This is a genomic window from Paenibacillus anseongensis, assembly GCF_009757995.1.
Taxonomy (GTDB): domain Bacteria; phylum Bacillota; class Bacilli; order Paenibacillales; family NBRC-103111; genus Paenibacillus_E; species Paenibacillus_E chondroitinus.
In genome coordinates, this window is the sequence record NZ_WSEM01000005.1 from 105158 (window position 1) to 127624 (window position 22467).

At 47.9% G+C, this 22467-nt stretch carries 8 protein-coding genes; all 8 read left to right on the forward strand.

Annotation, left to right across the window (positions count from 1 at the left end):
• Nucleotides 1-50 precede the first annotated feature (50 nt).
• The gene (locus tag GON05_RS05135; protein ID WP_221435206.1) at nucleotides 51-1274 is read left to right on the forward strand and encodes an ABC transporter substrate-binding protein; all 1224 of its coding nucleotides are present in this window, start codon (nucleotides 51-53) and stop codon (nucleotides 1272-1274) included.
• 222 nt (nucleotides 1275-1496) lie between these two features.
• Nucleotides 1497-2885, forward strand: a complete 1389-nt coding sequence (locus GON05_RS05140) for an ABC transporter substrate-binding protein (RefSeq protein WP_307719918.1) — start codon at nucleotides 1497-1499, stop codon at nucleotides 2883-2885.
• Nucleotides 2886-2966: 81 nt separating this feature from the next.
• A complete protein-coding gene (locus GON05_RS05145; RefSeq protein ID WP_157318141.1) occupies nucleotides 2967-3920 on the forward strand; it encodes a carbohydrate ABC transporter permease in 954 nt (317 codons plus the stop codon).
• 13 nt (nucleotides 3921-3933) lie between these two features.
• Nucleotides 3934-4782 (forward strand): carbohydrate ABC transporter permease, encoded by an 849-nt coding sequence (locus tag GON05_RS05150; protein WP_157318142.1) that lies wholly within the window; start codon nucleotides 3934-3936, stop codon nucleotides 4780-4782.
• Between the two features lie 66 nt (nucleotides 4783-4848).
• Nucleotides 4849-10017, forward strand: coding sequence for a discoidin domain-containing protein (locus tag GON05_RS05155; RefSeq protein WP_157318143.1), 5169 nt, complete (start codon nucleotides 4849-4851; stop codon nucleotides 10015-10017).
• A gap of 91 nt (nucleotides 10018-10108) precedes the next feature.
• The gene (locus GON05_RS05160; RefSeq protein ID WP_181646423.1) at nucleotides 10109-13255 is read left to right on the forward strand and encodes a LamG-like jellyroll fold domain-containing protein; all 3147 of its coding nucleotides are present in this window, start codon (nucleotides 10109-10111) and stop codon (nucleotides 13253-13255) included.
• Between the two features lie 380 nt (nucleotides 13256-13635).
• On the forward strand, nucleotides 13636-17151 hold the full coding sequence (locus tag GON05_RS05165) for a LamG-like jellyroll fold domain-containing protein (RefSeq protein WP_157318145.1): 3516 nt from the start codon (nucleotides 13636-13638) through the stop codon (nucleotides 17149-17151).
• 281 nt (nucleotides 17152-17432) lie between these two features.
• Nucleotides 17433-22466: an Ig-like domain-containing protein gene (locus GON05_RS05170; protein ID WP_157318146.1), complete on the forward strand. Its 5034-nt coding sequence runs from the start codon at nucleotides 17433-17435 to the stop codon at nucleotides 22464-22466.
• The last annotated feature ends 1 nt before the right edge of the window (nucleotide 22467 follow it).

Consider the following 22467-nt stretch of genomic DNA (forward strand, 5'->3'; position numbering starts at 1 on the left):
TGAGAAACTTACATAGACGTACAAAAGTATCTTTGCTAGTACTCCTTCAAATGACGACCACGCTGTTAACGGGATGTATGTGGAGAGATGCACGCCTTCCAGTCTCCACCGATCATGAGGCTCAAGCGACTATTTCGTTTGTAGCCCCGGAATATAGCGCGTCTACGAGACCTTATTTTGAAAATGTCGTGAAGGAGTTCGAAGTCAAGTACCCCAATATCAAGGTGGAGCTGCAGGTCATCAATTGGGACATTCTGGACAGTGCGTATAATACAATGATTAGCCGCAATCAACCTCCGGATTTACTGCTCACGAACATTTACGCACATTTCGCGAAAGATGGACTTCTCAACAACATGGATGAACTTATCTCCCCGGGATTGAAGGATAAATTTTACCCCTATCTGATGGACAGCAGCAAGATGAATGGCGTGCAATATACGGTTCCTTATGTAACAACACTCCGGGAATTGTATTATAACAAAGATATTTTCAATGATGTCGGTCTGACAGAACCTCCTACAACATGGACGGGTCTAGAAGAAGGAGCACGCCTCATCAAAGATAGAAAGCAAGTGGACGGTTTTGGCGTCGATCTGACGGATAATGAAATATGGGCTTACCTCTCCTATTTCTTCTACGGTGCCGGAGGTGGCTGGATGAAGGATGGCGAGTGGACGATCAATTCTCGTGAAAATGTGGAAGGATTGACGTTCCTCAAGAGCTTGTATGACAAGGGCTTGACAGATCCAGAGCCGGCGATTACGACGCGTGATGAAAAACAGCGAATTCTAGGAAACGGCAAACTCGGTATGCTGATCTCGGGTAATTATTTCGAGGCTGTCGTACCGCAGGAGTTCCCAGGATTAAAATGGGCCAAAGGGCCGATCCCCGTTAAAGAAGGCCAGACGCCTATGGTGCTTGGCGTACAGGATGTGTGGATGTCGTTCAAAACCGATCATACCAATAAGGACGCCTTGTCTAAATTTCTTGATTTTATTTATGAAGACGCCCGGTATGAAGAATTTGTTCTTAGGGAGGGATTTCTGCCTACGATTCGGACGGTGGGGGATAAAATGGCGGCAGATGATACCTTGATAAAACAAAATTTAAATGCGATCAAAAATGCGAAGTTCTACCCGATTAATCATCCGGCATGGTCTGCGGTCCTTAACGCAACTAGAAATATGGGGCAGACGGTGCTGCTTGGTCAAATGACGCCCAAACAGGCACTTGACAGGCTGCAGCATATCGCTTTGGAGAAGAGTCGCTAATTTTATACATGTTGCACAAAAGTCAGGAAATGATTCCTGGCTTTTGTTTCGTCGTCCAAAAACAAAGAAAAGACAGTACATTTTTAACTATTTACAGTACTAAATTCAATGGTTGTATAGGCGGGAAATTACTATGATTAAAGTGTGTAAAGGAATTGCAAATACCAGAAGCGGACGCTTTCCTGCACGTTTGCTCCGCAAAACTCTTGGGAGGTCTATACGATGATGAAGCCAAAAAAAGCAATGACATGGGGTATGGTGTTATCGACGGTGCTGCTGATAACGGCCTGCGGAAGTAATAACGCGAATACGACTACGGCATCTGTGAAGCCAGCTGAAAGCGTTAAGCCTGTGGAAAGCGCGAAGCCGGCTGACAGCGCCAAACCGGAGGGAACGAAGCTTGCCGGTGACTTTGAAATCCAATATTTTGTCGGCGGCTATGGCGACGCTTGGTGGAAACAAGCCATTGCCGATTTCCAAAAACAAAATCCGGACTTGAAGATTAAAGAATCCGCCGGAGCGAAAATTAATGATCAAATGAAGCCCCGTTGGCTGCAAGGCAATCCGCCCGATTTTGTTTACATCGACGGAGCTGGCTCTAACACAAGGCAAATGGTAACGGACGATCAGCTTATGGATATTACGGACTGGCTGAAGGATGCCAAAAACGTAGATGGCAAAAAGATTCTCGATCTATTGATCGCTCAGCCGGAAGAATATAAACCAGGCAAAGCCTTTGCTGTACCGCTTGTTTTTGGATCATGGGGCACATTCTACGATAAAGCATTATTCAAAAGCAAAGGCTGGCAAGCGCCTGCTGACTTCGAAAGCTTCATGGCTTTAGGAGAGAAAATCAAAGCAGATGGTCAAATGAGCGATTACATTCATACAGGGGTGTACCCTTACTACATCAATGGGGGCTTATTGGACCCGACGATTATCGCTATGAACAACTACGATACCTCAATCTTCAAGAAAATTAATGGACTTGAAAAAGGGGTTTGGAAGAGCGAACCAGTCATGAAGTCACTCGCCAAAATCGTGGAAATGAGGGACAAAGGGCTTATCGATAAAGGGTCTCCGGCGCTGAACCACACGGATTCCCAGTCCCAATGGCTGCAGCATAAAGCAGCGTTCATCCCGACAGGCATCTGGGTTGAAAGCGAGATGGCCAAGGATATTCCAGCTGGATTCGAGTTCGGATTCCTGCCTTCCATCGGTCAAGACAAAGGCGGCAAGTTCGTAGCGAACCCTTACACCTCCACAGTGGCTATCGCGAAAAAAGCGAAAAATCCTGACGCAGCCAAAGCCTTCATGCAATTCATTTTCACTGAAAAGCAAAGCAAGGCTTGGGCAGAGCTTTCCAAAGCTCCTTCCAACATTAAAGCAGATCTGGAAGGTACAAATGCACCGGCTTTAACCAAAGAAGCAGCCAAGTTCTATAATTCACCAAATACGGTTGTTGCGCCTGAAATCGTGATCCCAGAAGAACTGGTAACAGCGAGAAACAATGCGACGATTGCGCTTACGAAAGGTGAAATTACACCTCAGCAATGGGCGGATCGCATGGAAGAAGCGACTGACAAAATTCGCTCGAAAGAAAAGAAATAAGTCACCATAAGGATCTGACTGATAAACAGGGAAGCTTGCCTGCTTCCCCTTATCAGTCGGAATTTTAGATAGGAGGGAAGTATGAAAGAGAGAAAGACAGCTGCAGCTGGCCCGATAGATCGGAAAATGAGTGGTAGAACCGGAACTGCGAAGATGAAGCGGAATATGTTCATTCTTTCCTTTATTCTTCCGACTTTGCTACTTTATCTCGTTTTTACCGTCTACCCGATGTTCAAAGGCATTTATCTAAGCTTGTTTGATTGGTCGGGTGGTTCTGAGACTTATAATTTTATTGGTCTTGGCAATTTTAATGATATGTTCCATGACAATGTCATCTTGAAAACCATTCGAAACGACTACATTCTAGTCATCGGTAAAGTCATTGGCTTTATGGTTTTGTCCATGTTCTTCGCGGTAGCGCTTACTCGGCTCAACATCAGAGGTTCAGGCTTCTATCGGATCATTTTCTTTTTGCCCAATGTGCTTTCCGTAGTTGTCGTAGGGGTTCTCTGGCGGTATGTGTATAATCCGAACCTTGGTTTTCTGAATTCCTTTATCTCTTTATTTACGGATAAAAAGTTCGATTTCGCTTGGTTAGGCGATAAATGGTCGATATTCGCGCTTCTGCCGCCTTCCATCTGGGCAGGGATCGGATTTACCATCATTTTGCTCGTCGCAGGCATTCTTAGCATTCCGTCTTCCTTATTTGAATCCGCTGACATTGACGGCGCCTCACAGTGGGAACAATTTTGGCTCATTACTCTTCCTCTTTCGTGGGAGCAGATCAAGACATCCGTGGTCTGGATTGTGATGACGACACTGAATGGCTCATTCGTCATCGTGACGATCATGACCTTTGAAGGCGGAGTTGATAATGCCACACAGGTTATGGGCTCCTATTTATATTTGAATGCCTTCAAGTTCGGCAAATTCAGCTATGCGTCTGCGATTGGCGTTCTCATTCTGGTTCTTTCTTTGATCACGACAGCAACCTTGCAGAGACTGATGAAGAGAGAAACCATTGAATTAACGTAGAGGAGTAATGGTTATGAGTCAACGTATGATGAATCCGGCATTTCGCGTGTTTTTCAAAGTGTGTCTGATCGCTTGGTCCATTTGCATTTTGTATCCGCTGCTCTGGACCATTTTCAGTTCCTTGAAAGATAACCAGCAGTTTTTTATTGGCAAACCGTGGGACTTGCCAAACTTCCCTTTACTATGGTCGAATTTTTCGTTCGTGTGGGGAAAATATCATTTTGGCCAAAATTTTATGAACTCCCTTGTTGTGACAGTAGTCAGCACAGTCCTGGGTGTGCTCTTGTCGGCTACGACCGCTTATGTCATTGCCCGATTTACCTTTCGAGGAAACGGTTTACTGTACTATTCGTACCTTTCCTATATGATGATTCCAACATTTCTGGGGATCATTCCCTTGTTCTTTTTGCTGAATGATCTTCATCTAACGAACAATTTATTCGGTCTCATGTTAGTCTACATGGTTACTGCCGTGCCGTTTGCCGTATTTGTCCTAGTCAGTTTTTTCAAATCGCTGCCAAGTGAACTTGAAGAAGCAGCTTCGATTGACGGGGCTTCTCATTATGGCATCTTCTTCCGAATTATGCTTCCGCTTGCCAAGCCGGGATTGATGTCCGTAGCGATCATTACGGTGCTGAATATTTGGAATGAATACGTGTTCGCGCTTGTACTGATCAATGATCCAACCAAATATACGATCCCGGTAGCCATTGCGGTTATGCAGGGGGAAATGCAGTACAGAACGGAATGGGGCCCCCTTTTTGCAGCCCTGATTATCTCCATGGGACCGACCATTGTATTCTATAGCATTTTTCAAAAGCAGATTACAGGAGGAATTACGGCTGGGGCGCTAAAGGGTTAGCAGCAACATGATATCCCTCGGTCGTTTAGCCATATGAGGTTGAAAATGAAGAGGAGAGTGTAGGAAGTGAAGACGCTTAAACACGCATTTGGTTTTGTTTTTTGCCTGATGTTCGTCGTAGCCATCATCTTCTTGGGCGGGACCACGACACATGCGGCAGCGGTTGGCGACATCACGAACTTCGAGAAGACGGATGCGAAGACGTTCACCATCACATCGGGATCCGATAAGGTGAAGGTCATTTTTAATCGCGACGACATGGTTCGAATCTGGCTTGGTGTAGGCGGGAATTTTCAAACGCTAGCGGGCAGAAGCTCGTCTGCACCGAAAGAGCCAATCGTGGTTAAGGAGGATTTCGGCCCGGTCGCTGTGGATTGGACAGATGAGGGCAGCTACTACAAAATCACAACAGGCAAATTCGTTTTACGTGCTTACAAAAGACCGATGAAATTCGCGATGTACAAAAGCGACAACGCGACCGTTGTTTGGCAAGAGGAGTCACCGTTAAACTACAGCTCATCCTCTACAACTCAGAAGCTTGTCAGAGGTACTGATGAGTACTACTACGGCGGAGGCATGCAAAATGGATTTTTCTCTCACCGGGATAAGACGATCAAGATCGCCAAAAACTTTGGCGATTGGGGCAGCGGTACGGTCTCCAATCCATCGCCGTTTTACTTGAGCACGGCTGGTTATGGCGTACTGCGGAATACGTTTCAAGACGGTACCTACGATTTCGGCAGTCCCGCACAATTGACGCACAATGAAAATCGTTTTGATGCGTACTATTTTTACGGCGATACGATGAAGGATATCTTGAACGGTTATACCGATTTGACAGGCAAACCTTCGCTGATTCCTAGATGGGGAATGAGCATGGGGGATGCGGATTGTTACAACACAAGCAATACAGGCGCCAACAAGCCGAATAAGCTGACGACACCGGATGTTCTGAAGGTAGCGCAAGGCTTCCGCGACAATGACATGCCGGGCGGTTGGCTGCTGCCGAATGACGGCTATGGCTGCGGATATGTGCAGCTGCCGAGCACCGTAGCGCAGCTTCATGATTTGGGCTTTTACACCGGTTTGTGGACGCAAAACGGTCTTGCGAATATCGCCACTGAAGTAGGCGTGGCCGGAACTCGTTTGAATAAGCTGGACGTTGCGTGGGTCGGGCCTGGGTATGACTTCGCGCTGGATGCAACGAAGCAGGCGCATCAAGGCGTTGAGAGCAACTCCGACTCTCGCGGTTTTGTATGGTCCGTTGGCGGATGGGCAGGTACACAGCGCTATTCAACCGTTTGGTCCGGCGATCAATCGGGGAACTGGGAATACATCCGTTTCCATATTCCTTCGATGATCGGCGCCGGTTTGTCAGGCATGACCTACGCAACCGGTGACGTGGATGGGATCTTTGGCGGCAGCGCGCAAACGTATGTCCGCGATTTACAATGGAAAGCGTTTACACCAATTCTGATGAGCATGTCCGGTTGGGCATCCGTTGATAAACAGCCATGGCGCTATGGGGAGCCTTATACAAGCTATAACCGTGATATTTTAAAACTTAGACAGCGCTTAACGCCTTATTTTTACACCTATCTGAATGAAGCTTATGAATCGGGAGCCCCGTTCACGAGAGGGATGGTCTATGAATTCCCGAACGATCCGAATACGAAAAATACATTAACACAGTATCAATTCATGTCCGGGCAGTCCCTGCTCGTAGCACCGGTTTACAAAGATACGACCGTAAGAAACGGGATTTACTTGCCAAAAGGCAAATGGATCGACTACTGGACGGGGGCTGAGCATTACGGTTCCAAAATGCTGGACGAATACAGCGCTCCGCTGAGCCGTGTGCCGCTGCTCGTCAAAGCCGGCGCCATTATTCCGATGTATCCGGAAACGCTTTATGACGGCCAAGTGCCGCCTAATCCGATAACGTACGATATCTATCCTTACAAAACTTCATCTTTCACAATGTACGAGGATGATGGGATAACGAGAGAACACCGCAATGGCAAATTTGCGAAAACGTTAATTACTTCCATCGCTCCGGAAGCTGGAACCGGCGATTTGAAGGTTCAAGTAGGAGCAAGCATTGGCGATTACAACGGAAAGCTGGCGGCACGCACCAATCAATTCCAAATTCACATGCACGTGAAACCGGCTAGTGTGGCTGTTGGCGGTTCCGCTTATACAGAGCGTGCAAGTAAAACAGAGTTGGCGGCATCAGCAAGCGGCTGGTATTTTGATGCGACAGATAAAGGCGGTATCCTCTATGTGAAAACGCCGGATATGCCGTCGAATCAAGGATTTGAATTAAAAGTAGCCGGTTTTGAAGCGGATACGACACCTTTGACAGATTCAGAAGTCATTACACTGCCGGAACCGGATAACGACCCAACGAAAATCCCGCAAGGAGACATAGTGGCAACAGCGACAAGTACTGATGCGACTTCTCCTTTAGTGAATGCACTTGACGGAAGCACGGAGACGGTGTGGAGTACGAAACTGGACGGCAGCGCACCATTGCCACAGTCCATTACACTGAATTTAGGCACGAAATTCTCTGTGAATAAACTGAAGTACCTGCCAAGACAATATCTAGGCACGGATGGCATTATTACAGCTTATAACATCTATGTGAGTACAGATGGAACCAATTATACGAAGGTAACCAGCGGCACATGGAATGCGGATAAGCAGGAGAAAACCGTGACGTTCCCTACCGCTGAAGCGCAATATGTCAGATTGGAAGCAACAGCTGGCGTTAATGGTTTTGCGGCAGCGGCTGAGCTGAATGTGTACCGGGATGGGACTGTGCCTGTACCTCTGGCAATTCCGAAAAATCAGCTGAAGGCTTCAGCGTTAAGCTTCCAGCCGGGCAGCGAAGCGTCCAAAGCCATTGATGGCGACGCCAACTCCGTCTGGCACACGAAATGGGATGGCTCAGACAAATTGCCGCAATCGATTATTGTTGATTTGGGCAAGGTGCGCAACATTAGCCAATTCCGTTATGCACCGCGTACGGACGCTGGAAATGGCACGATTCAAACCTATAATCTGTATGTCAGCACCGACGGCACGAATTATACCAAAATAAGTTCGGGCTCTTGGACTCGAAATAATATTAAAAAGTATGTTCAATTCGAAGCGGTTGACGCTCGCTATGTGAAGTTAGAGGCTGTAGTCGCCGTAGGCGGGTTTGCCTCAGCATCTGAGCTTGATGTGTATGAAACGCCGCAGGCACCGCCAACCTTGGGAGACATTTTGAAAGGCAAACCGGCATCTGCAGACAGCTCGGATCCGTCCTTCGCGGCAAGTAACGCCAATGATGGACAAATGGATACGATGTGGATGGCTGGTGATACGAACGCTGACCATGTATGGTCCGCTGATTTGGGCAGCATGCATGCCATCCAAGGGCTGGAGATCGCGTTCGGACAAAGCGATAAAGTGTACAAATACAAGCTGGAAGTCCGTGAAGCGGGCAGCAGCAATTGGATTCAGGTTCTAAACCGCATGAACAATACGGAAGCAGCGCCAGTCCTCAAAGATACGTTTGGCAGCCAAGGGCGTTATGTGAGAATTACAATTACAGGACTGCCTGATGCGAATACGAAGGCTAGCATTGCGGACGTGAAGCTGATCGGCTTGCCGATTGTCGGAACAGCGCCGGTAACGGGCATTACGCTTGATCGTTCGGCGATGACGATGAATGTGCTTGATGCGCCGATTGCCTTGGAAGCGACTGTCATGCCTTTGAATGCTGCCAACACAGGCGTGACTTGGAGCACAAGCAACCCTGCGATTGCCATGGTAAATGCGAACGGAGTCGTATCTGCAAAAGGCGCAGGAACAGCTACGATCACCGCAACTACGGCAGAAGGCGGTTATAAAGCTACGGTAGAGGTTACGGTAACGGGACAAACCGGTTTGGTGAAAATTCCGCAAACGCAAATGACGGCAACGGCTGCAAGCTTCCAGGCCGGTAACGAGCCGAACTTGGCGATTGACGGAGATCCGAGCACCTGGTGGCACATCAAATGGTTTAACGTTGATCCGCTGCCACAATCGATCGTTTTGAATTTAGGCGGAACTTACAAAATCAGCAAATTGGAATATACGCCTCGTCAGGATGCCGCTAATGGTACAATTACCGGTTACAACGTATATATCAGCGACGACGGCAATCAGTATACGAAAGTAGCGAGTGGAGCATGGCTGCAAAATAACAGCCTGAAAGAAGTGAATTTTGCACCCGTTCATGCTGCATTCATCAAGCTTGAAGCAACAGCTGGCGCAGGCAATTTCGCTTCTGCTTCAGAGCTGAATGTGTATAAGGTGGATGTAGTGCCGGTGCCTACTTTGCAAACGATTGCTTTCGATGCAGCAAGCTATGAAGTGCAGCAAGGGCAATCCAAACCTGTTAAGGTTACTGCACAGTATTCGGACGGAACTAATCAAGATGTGACAACTGCATCCGTGTTGGAGATTGGCAATTCGCTGCTGGCTACGATAGCAAACGGTACGATCACGGGTGTTTCCCAAGGGGAAACGGTCGTTACGGCAACGTATGGCGGGAAGCAAGCGTCTGCACCTATCAAAGTGACAGTAGTTGCACCACAAGCTCCATATACAACACTAACGGGAAGTAGTTCCAGCATTCAAGGCGGACAGCCGCTCCAAGTCGCTTATGGCGTAAACAATGTGGCGCAGCAAGCTTATGCGGAGGATATCACATTAACTTATGATCCGAATGTCATGGAATTCGTATCAGTGGAGCCGGTGTATCCAAACCTGAGCATTGTTAAAAAAGTGATGGATGGATCGGGTAAAATTCGCTTGATTACCGCTAGCGAAGGCGCAGGTCACGCCGTAACAGGCAATGCGCAATTGTTAAAGCTTACTTTTAACTCCAAAGTGACTTCTACGGCTATTACGACGTTCATTGAAGTGACGGACACTACGCTTGGGAATGAGCTGGGCAACGAGTTCAAAGCGTTAAATTCCTCCCTAAGCGTTCAAGTAACACCAATTCCTGCCGGCACTCCTGGCGATTTGAACAACGACGGAAGAGTGTCGATCGGCGATTTGGGCATGATGGCAGCTAACTACGGTAAAAATACGTCAAGTCCGGATTGGGCGAGCATTAAACACTTGGATTTCAACAATGACGGAGAGATTGAAATTTCCGATCTGGCCTTCATTGCTTCGAAAATCATGGAATAGTATCTAAGTTAAAAGGAGGGACTCTTGAACTGACGGTTCGAGTGGTTCCTCCTCTTCCACTTAACTGACAATGAAAAGGAGTAAAATCCAGATGCATGCCAAGTCATTTGCAAAAATTCGGAAATCAGTCTTAAGTTTACTTGTAATCGGCGCTTTGACATTTAACAGTTTGCCGGGGAAGACAAACGGAGTAGCAAGAGCTGAAGGCATCGATTTGCCAGGGGGCAGCCAAACGGTAAATGGCGCAACGTTATCAGCCGCCGTGACCGATGACGTCTATGCACCACGCAAGCGTTCTGACGGAAACTATCTTGTTTTTCCCGTTATCAGCGATTTGCAGATGGGCAACCGCACGACAGACGCTCCCAAGTTCGAGCAAGCAATGGATCAGCTTCGAACGTTGGTGCCTGACTATGACGCCATCGCCATTGCAGGCGATCTGACGGAGCACGGGGCCATTTCCGAATACGATACGGTCATGAACATCTTCAATCGAAAGAAAGTGCCGTCAGCCGCCAATTTATTCGTCATCGGCAATCACGAGTACATCAATGGCCTGACGCCTCAGCTTGCGCAAGACCGCTTTGAACAAAAGACGGGCACAGAAAACTATTATTACGATAAATGGATTAACGGTTTTCATTTTATTATGTTAGGAACGGAAGATTCTACGAGAGACGGCAAAATGTCAGATGCCCAGATCGCCTGGCTGGAGCAAAAGCTGGCCGAAAATGCGGATCCGAACAAGCCGATTTTCGTCTTTCATCACCAGCACATCAAGGACACCGTCTACGGCAGCGACCTTTGGGGTTATTTCAACACCAAATTATATAACGCATTAAGCAAATATCCGCAGGTCGTGACGTTTACGGGACATTCCCATTATCCGATTGACGATCCCAGGTCGATTCACCAGCAGGATTTTACCTCACTAGGCACGTCAGCTATCAGCTACCCGGAACTTGAACCAGGGAAAATTCAGGGCAATTTCCCAGACGATCATATCATGCAGGGATTAATTGTTGAGGTACAGGATGGCCAGGTTGTCATTAAGCGCAGAGATTTTCATGCTAATAAGTGGACTGGCGAAGATTATGTGGTACGTTATCCAGCAGACAAATCAAAATTCACCTATACAAACAGTCGCGATCAGGTGAAGCCGGCTTTTCCTATAAGCGCACATGCCAGCGTAGATCCGTCTTCAATTCAAGCGCAGAAAATCAAATTGAATTTCGATCAAGCAACGGATAATTTGATGGTGCACTCGTATGAAATCAATATGATTAAAGCGGATACGAATGTACAGTCCATGTCAATAAAAGCGTTTTCAGAATGGTACTATGACCCTGTTCCAAGCTCGCTGTCGCTGGACATTGCCGGCCTTCGTCCAAACACGCCTTACAGAGCTGAAATATGGGCGCTTGATTCCTTCAATAACCGCAGCGACACAGCGCTAACGACGGAGTTTAGAACGGCGCCGGCAGCTTCGATTGATGAATTGGCCGTCATCGACATCGACTTTGCCGACGGCACAGGCAAGGATCGGTCTACAGCGCACAATGATGCTGTGGCGAATGGCAGCGGTGCGACGATTGCGTACAGCAACGTGTTCAAAAAATATGTGGGCAGAATGAACGGAACCAACGATCAATATTTCCGCATCGCGCCAAGCGACTCCATTAAACAGGTCGTCGGCGAATTTACGCTGGAAGCAGACTTCATTATGAACTCTGTGCGCAATCAAGCGATTTTCGGTAATACGGAGAGCGGAGGTCTCTCATTTGAATCGACAAGCGGTGGCAATGTGGAGTTGTGGGCATACATCGACGGGGCCTATAAACGTATAGGGGTCACCCTGTCGGCAGGAATACCCTATCATCTGGCGGCTACCTATGACGGTACACAAATCGTGCTTTACTTAAATGGTCAAAAAGTGAAGACCTTGAATGCCACCGGTCAACTCAAGCAGCCGAATATGAATTTTGCCATAGGGGCCGACCCTTCCAGCGGTAATAAGGGCGGTATCGTGCTAAATGGCGATGTCAGCGTGGCCAGACTATTCAGCACCGCTCTTACCATGGAGGAAGTTCAAAAGTCGTATCAGGAGCAGGCCAACCGGATGGCAATTACCGAATTTGACCAGCTATACGCTGATTTAAATCAAGCTCGGGCGCTTGCTGACAACCCGAATGTTACAGGCAGCAGCTCAGGACAGTATCCGCAGGCAGCGATGGAGGAATATCGCTCTGATATCGTCCGGGCAACGGGGACGTTCCAATCATGGTCGACGACCAAGGAGCAGGCTGTAAATGCGATTGCTTCCCTCCAAGCAGCAAAAACGCTGTTGGATAGCAGGAAAAATCAAGCAGCGCCTACCTTGCAAACCATCGCTTTTGATGCGGTGAGCTATGAAGTACAGCAAGGGCAGTCCACACCTGTTAAGGTAAAAGCGCAGTATTCGGATGGATCCAACCAAGATGTGACAGCTGCATCTGTGTTGCAGATCGGCAATACGCTTCTGGCTACGCTAACAAACGGTACGATCACGGGTGTTTCCCAAGGGGAAACGGTCGTTACGGCAACGTATGGCGGGAAGCAAGCGTCTGCATCCATCAAAGTGACTGCGGCTACACCACAAGCTCCATACACAACGGTTACGGGAAGCTCCAGCGTTCAGGGCGGACAGCCGCTCGAAGTCGCTTATGGCGTAAACAATGTGGCGCAGCAAGCTTATGCGGAAGATATCACATTAACCTATGATCCGAATGTCATGGAATTCGTATCGGCGGAGCCGGTGTATCCGAATCTTAGCATCGTGCGAAAAACGAATGATGGAACGGGTAAAATTCGTTTGATCACCGCCAGCCAAGGCGCAGGTCACGCCGTAACAGGCAATGCGCAATTGTTAAAGCTCACTTTTAACTCTAAAGTGACTTCTACAGCTATGACGACCTTCATCGAAGTGACGGACACTACGCTTGGGAATGAGCTGGGCAACGAGTTCAAAGTGTTAAATTCCTCCCTAAGCGTTCAAGTAACACCAATTCCTGCCGGCACTCCTGGCGATTTGAACAACGACGGAAGAGTGTCGATCGGCGATTTGGGTATGATGGCAGCTAACTACGGTAAAAACACGTCAAGTCCGGATTGGACGAGCATTAAACATCTGGATTTCAATAATGACGGAGAGATTGAGATTTCCGATCTGGCCTTCATTGCTTCGAAAATGGTGGAATAAACAGAGGAAGGAGACCCTTGCTAGATTCATTGAGGGTCTCCTCTTTGGGGACTATTTTCGTGCATATAACGGCTGCTGTGTCTGAAAGACTTACGGAGTCGAGTATTAAAAGCTGAAAAAATACGAATGGTAGGAACTTTTGTCGAAGGTCTTGCCATCGCTAATTATCTCGAATAAACTAACAGGTTAATGGGTTGTTATTGTGTGTATTTACATTGTTTTTGTTTTGTAAAATTTACTTTAAGTACTTGTCATTTGTCCTTCTCTCGCATAAGATCACAGAGTAACGAGTTGTTATTGTGTGTTTTTATATTGTTTTAGTTTTGTAAACGTGTTGGCAAGCAACAAAAACTATTACTTTATTTCGGGAGGATGTCCAAGTGAAAGTAACGTTTAAGCAAGTGTTCATGTCTACGTTAACAGCTACGCTTTTAGCAACTTCCAGTTTGTCGGTTACGCTGCCATTTATGGCGGAAACCGCCTATGCCGAAGTCGTTGCTTCGGACTTTGCGCTTCAATTGAAGTTTGAGGACAATGCTGTCGACAGCTCCACAAACGCAACCAATGTCACAGCAGCGGGGAATCCAACTTATGTGGCGGGAAGAGAAGGGAAAGCACTCAATCTCAACTCGACAAGTGCGAACAGGCAATATTTGAATCTGGGCAAGCCGGCTAATCTGCAATTCGGCACAAGCACAAACTTTACATTAGCTTTCTGGGTGAAGTCTCCTGGTGTAGCAAGCGATCCGCCGGTTATTGCAAACAAAAATTGGGCTAGCGGCAGCAATGTAGGTTATGCCTTATCATTACAGCCGAATAATAGTTTGAAATGGAACTATAACACACAGGGCGGGTCGCGAGCGGATGCGGAGATTCCGAATGTAGCTGACGGAAAATGGCATCATATCGTCGTCTCCCATGATCGAACGACCGGGCGCGCGGATTTCTATAAAGACGGAGTACCGGTAGCTATTTCAGTGAAAACTGGCTCGTTATACCAAAGCATATCCAGCAGTATGAATATTGCCGGCAGAACAGGAACGATTGATTCGGGATTGTCCACGATGATTGGCAACGATGGCACAGGGAATTACGAGGTAAGCACGTTTGACATGCAAGTGGACGAAATGCAAGTCATTAAACGAGCTGTCACTGCACAGGAAGTCGGGGATATGTTTAATAGCGCGCCTCCGATAGAGGTGAATGAGAACTTTAAAGGTTCGTTGAACTTGATTGGCGCTGAACATGCCGTACAAGGGAGTACATTCCGGGTCAATTTGGATCTGCGCACGCCAACGATGAGCACGGCAGTGGATAAATCAGTTATTGAACTCGCTTATGACAGCAACTTATTCGAGTTTGTAAACGCAACGAACGCTGTATCCGCAGATACATCCACGCCTGGGATCGTGAAGTTGACCATTCCGGGAGGCATCGTTTACGGCCAAACAAATCCGCTTGAATACAGCAAATCGAGAATTTCTGAAGTGTTTTTCAAAACAAAAGCAGCTTCCGGGCAAGGGCAAATTCAAGTAAGCAAAGCAGAGTTTTATGCCGGCACGACTAAAATGGTAAATGAAACGTTTAATACGCAGCCGGAGACGGTTCAAATTCATCCGAAAGCCACAGAAGACTTGAATAAGGACGGCGTTGTCACGGTTGGCGACCTTGCCCTTGCACAAGGTAATTCCGCCGAACTGCAGAACGCCATTGCCAGCAACGCGCAATACGTTCCGTATAAAAGGGTTGTCGTCATCGGCATGGATGGCGGCGGTTTGTCCGTGATGCCCAATGCGCCGTATTGGGAGACGCCAAGCTCCCTGAAGGAGCAGGTCGGCAATAGGCAGATTGCTCCTAACCTGCGTAGTCTAATTGAGAAAGGCGCTGTCAGCTACACAGCCAAAACGACACTGCCATCAAGCTCATCCCCGAACTGGGGCGCTATGTTGAATGGCGTTGACTTTAGCAAACATCAAATCAACAATACGGAAAGCGGACTCTATTATTATTCGGAAACCTCTCCATATCCGTCCGTTTTCAAGAAGGTGCGAGAAGCTTTGCCGAACAAGAAAATGGTCGCTTTCGCGCAGTGGAAAAACATTTTGGACGGGCATATCGAACCGTCTGTGGGTGTTGAAGTCGGAACAGGAAATGATGAAGCGGACGCAGCAGCTTTTGCACAGTATGTGGCTAGCGGTAAAGCGCTCGATACATCGCTTATGTTCATCCAATTCGACGATATGGACCATGCGGGACACGGTATTGGCTTCTACACGAAGCAATATTATGAGCAGCTGACGAAGACGGATCTGAACGTAGGAACAGTTGTCAACGCGCTGCGAGACAAAAACTTGCTAGATGACACCTTGATTGTCATGCTGCCAGATCACGGCGGAGGCACGGAGAACGCCAATACGACGCTGGGAAGCGCGACTTCACACGGACAGGATTCTCCGCTGGCGACAACGATTTTCTTTGCGGCAAACGGAAGAACGGTGGCAACCGATACGGGCAAGGAGAAAATTTTGCAAGGTGGAACGACCAAAGATTTGGCTGCCACGGTATTGAAGGCGCTGGGCATTAACAGTACCATCGGTGATTCCCAAGGGATTAACGGCATGTTCGTCGCTCAGAAAGATCAGAACAAAGCGGATGCGCCTAATTTACAGCTGACGAAAGTGGTAGCTCCAACAACGCAGCAGCTTAAGTATTATGAGTTGGCTGTCAGCAATACGGCGTCTCCTGCCAAAGCGATGGACATTGTTGTTGCAACGAACGGACTGAACGTAACGGCGGTAGAATCCGTTCAAGAAGGCGTGAAGGTTATCCGCAGTGAGTCCGCTAATGGACAAACAAGAGTCGTGCTCAGCGCAGACAACGGCATTACACCGGATGCAGCTTTGTTGAAGATCCAAGCGACAGCGCAAGATGTGTCTGCCACCGCTACATTGGAAACAGCCGTTGTTGCCAATGCGCTAGGACAAGAGACGCTCCCGAATTTGAAGAGCGCAGTGCGCGAGGATACAACCGTGCAGATTCCTGTCACGGGATTGCAGCTTGATAAATCCACAGCAACGGTCAAACAAGGACTAACGACAGAGTTGACAGCTGCAATAATGCCAGTGAATGCGAGCAATAAGAATGTCACTTGGAGCAGCAGTGATACGACGATAGCGAGCGTGGAGAATCAAGCGGGTAAGGGAATTGTAACCGGAATTAAACCAGGGACAGTGACGATTACAGCCACGAGCGTTGACGGCGGTTTTCAGGCGACAAGCCAAGTGACTGTGGAAGCAGGCGTACCTTCCAATGCGGAGACGACGCTAAGCAGTGTTACTTCTGTCACGCCAGGCAGTGAATTCGTTGTTCGTTTAGGACTGAACAATGTGACGAGTCAAGTTTATGCCGAAGATTTTGTGATCAATTATGAGGATAGTTTGTTGGATTTCGTGTCGGCTAAATCGGTGAAAGATAAAGTAAGCCTAGTCGTTACGAAGAATACGTCAGGTAAATTACGGCTTATTTTAGCTAGCGAAGGGGCAGGGAACGCGATTACGGGAGAGACACCGCTGGTCGAGGTCACCTTCCGGGCAAAGTCGATCACGCAGTCGGCATCAGCAGCGATCACGGTAGCAAGCGCCATGCTGGCTGACAGCACTGGCACGGAAACAGCAGCCGCCGTATCGTCCGTTGGAGTGAATATAACTGTGGGCACTTCAGGCGATATTAACCACGACGGCAAAGTGAGCATCGGTGACCTTGCTTTTGCAGCTGCGAATTATGGTAAATCAACAGCAAGCCCAGATTGGCAGGATGTGAAGGCAGCCGATGTAAGTGGAAATGGCGTCATTGACATCGATGACCTTGCAGCGATTGCAACGAAAATCATCCAATAATTGAACATGCAGAGATCAGAGAAGAGTCTTTAAAGAGTCTCTCTCTGATCTCCTTTTACCCTCTTTTCTCAACGTGCGTGAATGTGTGTGGGCTCTGATACAAAATGTGTCATCATTCTACAAAAACTCATGTTCACAGAAAACTTTGTCGAATCCATCCTGTGAAACAAGTAAAGAAATTAAACGAAAAAGTAAAGATAATGCACACGATTTGGACAATACGTACTGTATCATATGGAGAAGACAATCGCTTCTCATACGATACAAAGGAGCCGTGAATCATGCACTTTATTAAAACGTTTAAACGCACTGTTTCTCTAGGTGCTGTTGCGCTTTTGGCCGCCAATGTGGTGAATGTTCCTCTCGGAAGCAGCAGCCAAAAAGCCTATGCGGCAGTCATTCCTTCGCCATCAGCCATACCCACGGTCGTAAGTACCTATGTGGTAGCTGACAAAGCGCAGATCGCGACGCTCGGCGAGCAACTTCAGTTGAAGGTAATGGCCCGCATGAGCAATGGTACGGAAGTAGAGTTGAAAAAGACGACCGCCTCCAACTCGACAGACCCTGAGCTCAGCAGCGTTCATTATACGTCAACCGTACAAGGTGTAACGATTGATGATGCAACAGGTATTTTGACGTACGATGGCTCTGCGGGCAATGTGCCTGTGGATGTTAAAGCGGACATCAAGTATTTGGATGTGAAATATTTTGAAGGTTTTGAAGGCGGGAATATTGGCAGCTTTACCTATGACCCGAGTGCCACGACAACGACCTCAACGGCGGTAGTAGCCAAAACAGGGGCAGGCATTCCGGCACATAGCGGCACGTATAGTGCCAATCGTACTGGACCAACAACGAATACTGTAAGAGTTGATATGGGCGCAGCACTGAATGGTGTAGTTACGGCATGGTTTTATAATGGATCTGCTGGGGCTGCTTCTCCTTCTGACCAATCCAGAAACAATATCTATGTCGGGACAAAAACGACATCTGGAGGCGTGAATGTATCAGCCGGCCTACTTATGGGAGAACATTGGGACGGTGCCACAGGTTCGGGGACTAAATTTATTACGAGATTGATGAGCTCATCTTTCTCTCCTACATCCGTAAATCGTGGAACAACACCAGCCTGGCATGAATTTAAATGGGATCTGACTTCGGGCACGGATGCCAAAATGTACATAGACGGGACTTTGGTTGGCACAACTACAGCGGAAACGAAATATCAATACGTCGCTCTACTGGGCAATTGGTTGCCCAATAATGCGGTAACTTACTACGACGATATCAAAACAACTCAGCTTGGAACCAGTCTCTCGACAACTCTTTCGATCCCGGTTACAACCGCTGATTTGGAAGGATTAACAGTAGCAGGTCAAGGTGGAGCGGCAGTAATTACAGCAGATGCAGGTACATTACAAATGCTAGCTGCTGCAAATCCGGCCGGCGCTCCTGCCATGGTCACATGGAAAGTCGAAAATGCAGACGGTACGCCAACGAACCTCGCAGAGATTTCGGCAGCAGGTTTATTGTCTGCGAAGGGGAATGGGACGGTCAAGGTAACGGCGACTTCTACGGTTAAGCCGGAACTATCTGATAGCGCTTTAATTACGATCACAGGCCAGACGATTAAAGCAGCAGCTATCACAATCCAAGCGCCAGCAGGAGCAACAAGCTTTACAACGCTTGATCCTGTTTCACTGAGCGCTGAAGTCATACCAGTTGGTACGGCGGATCCAACGGTGACTTGGGCGATCCTGCAAGGGGCGGATGTTGCAACGATTTCGAGCGCGGGCGTTCTTACGCCAGTCAAAGCCGGCACCGTGCAAATTCAAGCGACAGCCAATGATCCTAGCGGTGTGAAAAGCAATATTTTGCAGCTAACGTTCGATGTCAAAATGACCTCCCTGACGGTGACAGGAGCAGGCGGAGCGACACAGATCACTTCGCGTGCCGGACAACTTCAAATGGGAGCGACCGCTCAGCCTGGAGGAGCGCCAACCACCAATGTAGCTTGGACGGTAGAGAATGGAACGGGAAGTGCTTCGATTAGCAGCACCGGCTTGTTGTCAGCCGTAGACAATGGTTCCGTAACGGTAAAAGCAACGGCGCAAGACGGCAGCGGTGTCGTCGGTCAAACGAACATTCAAATTTCGGGTCAAGGAAGCCATACCTTCTATGTCAGTTCCTCGACAGGCGATGACGCGAATGATGGATTAAGCGCAGCTTCACCATGGAAAACCTTGAATAAAGTCAGCGGGACGACATTTATTCCTGGCGACAAGATTTTGCTCAAAGCCGGCGATTCATGGGATGGTCAATTATGGCCGAAGGGATCAGGAGCGGAAGGCAATCCCATTATCATCGATCAATATGGCACAGGCAACAGGCCTATGATTAACGGCAAGGGGAATAATTTTGATCAAACGATTTACAACTCAACCACGACCTACAACTCAGGAGCTGTTTTTCTGAAAAATCAGGAATACTGGGAGCTTAACAATTTAGAAGTAACGAATGATGACAATTTTGCGGTTGAAAATAACGACTCTGCTGCGCTTCGTGCGGGTATTTTCTTTACCATCGATGCCAATGAAAGCGATCGGGTGTACAACCACATTTATATCCGCAACTGTTATGTTCATGATATTGATGGCAACAACAATGCAGGCCCTAAAGAAAATGGCGGCATTATCGGCGTCGTCAAAGGAACGGCTCCAACAAGTCAAGTGACTAAGGCTAGATTCAATGATGTGAAGGTTGAAAATAATACGATTCGCAAAGTCGATCGCGTTGCCATTCGTGTTGCGGCTCATGCGAACTACGTCGGCGATGATTCCTTCTCAACGACAGCCACATTTAAATATGGCAATTGGAACACGGGCTTTTACATTGCCCACAACACGATGGAGGATGTAGGCGGCGACGGGATTATTTTACGGGATACGGATGGGGCTGTACTGGAATATAACTATTTGAACAAATTCGGTACGCGGGTTGCGAGCAGCAATGCCATTGCAGGAATTTGGCTGGCTGTCGCCAAGAATACGCTCATTCAGTACAACGAGGTTACGGGAGGCCCTGCGAATAATCAGGACGGATGCGCCTTTGATTTCGACGAATTCCTGATTAATACGGTTTACCAATACAATTACAGCCATGACAATCCGATGGGCTTTATGCTCCTGATGGGAACCAATGAGAATGATGTTTTGCGCTACAACGTCAGTCAGAACGACGGTATTATCTTCAGACACTTTGCTTTTGACGAGAAGACAACGGGCTCTATTTACAATAATGTGTTTTATTATGATGGCAGTAAAAACCAAATTATGGGTTCAGGCAACACTGTGAAAAGCGGTTATAGCTTCTATAATAATATTTTCTATAACACGAACACGACGACACCAACGAATTGGCTGAACAACAGCTGGAGCAATGCTTTATTCAGCAACAATGTGTTCTATGAAGCGGGTGGCGTTCATCCTGCCAATGAGCCTAACGATGCCAACAAGGTGACCGCTGAACCTAAGTTTGTGAATCCTGGTGGTGCAGGAGCAGGTTTGGCTTCAGCCAATGCATACGAGCTGCAACCGGACTCGCCTGCGATTAATGCAGGGATGGCGATAACGAATAACGGCGGTAAAGATTATAAAGGCGATCCGTTATATCAAGGATTCGCGGATATTGGAGCATTCGAATACCAAGGCGATACAACGGGAGCGAATCACCGTCCATTGATTTCGAATGCGAAATACAGCGTGAAAGTAGACCTCCCTGTTACAGGCAAGCTTTCTGCAAGCGACCCTGATGGCGATCAGCTGCAATTTTCAATCGTGAGCAATGGGTCTTTAGGTACGGTTCAACTGTTGAATAGTACGACCGGCGATTTCGTCTATACACCTAACCCAGGCGCTACAGGGAACGATAGCTTCACCTTCAAAGCATCCGATGGCTTGCTCGATTCGAATATCGGAACAGTAACAGTAGCGATCGCGCAGTCGAACTTGCTCCAAAACGGTGGTTTCGAAGCCGGTACTACAACGCCGCCTCCTGGCTGGACTTCATTTTATGGTACGGGAGCCGCCATCATTAGCGATCCTGCCCATGTGCATTCCGGCAGCAATGCCGTGAAATTCATGAGCAACAATTCTGGGGCTGAACAAGTGGTAAGCGGTTTGACGCCGAATACGAACTATGTAGCCAGAGGTTGGATTAAAGTTATGGATGCCGGAAATACGCAAAGCATCGGCGTCAAAAATTATGGCGGCAGCCAGATTTCCAAATCAATCAGCACACTGGATTACTCAGAAGGTAAAATCATTTTCAAAACAGGAGCTGCAAATACATCGGCCAACATTTATTCATGGAAAAATACGAATGCGAGCAATGATGGAAAAGTAGCGTACATCGATGATTTCTCCCTCTCCTTATATGAGAGCCCTACAGCAGTAAGCGCAGCTGTCAGCACCGTGCAAGACGTTGTTTATACCGGCAACTTATCGGTCAGCCGTTATGATGGGGATGCCCTGACGTATGCGATTGCCGTTAATGGCACGAAAGGGACAGCAGTAATTACGGATCCGGCAACAGGTGCGTTCACGTATACACCGAACCCGGGCGCAACAGGAACAGATTCGTTTACGTTCAAAGCCAATGACGGTATAGCCGATTCCGAAGAGGCTGTCATTACGGTAAACATTGTGGCTTCACCGATGACGCTCTCGACAGAGCTAACGGGAGGAAGCACCGTTCAGTCCGGTGAGCCGTTCATAGTCACATACGGTTTGAAAAGCGTAGCAACAGCGGCATTGGCTCAAGATGTAACCGTTCAATATGATGCCAACGTGATGGAGTTTGTCTCAGCTAAATCCGTGATTGAGGGCGTCACCATTATCAAGCCGATTACGCAATCAGCAGGTACGCTGAGAATGATCATCGTAAGTCAAGGTACAGCTCATGCGGTTAGCGGTAACGCGCTAGTGGCGGAGCTGACTTTCCGAGCGAAAGTCGTCACGCAAAATACGACAGGAACTGTCACAATATCGAAGGCTGTTCTCGGGGATGCACAAGGAGGAGAGGCGGAAGCAGCGGCTTCCAGCTACAGCGTAGCCATTATTGCACCGACTCCAGGCATGCCGGGCGATCTCACGAATGATATGAAAGTGACGATTGGCGATTTGGCTATTGTAGCAGCTAACTATGGCAAAGATACAAACAGCCCGGATTGGGAGCAAGCGAAAAAAGCAGACGTTGTGGCCAACGGTAAAATCGATATTGACGACCTCGCGTTTGTAGCATCCAAAATAGAGTAAA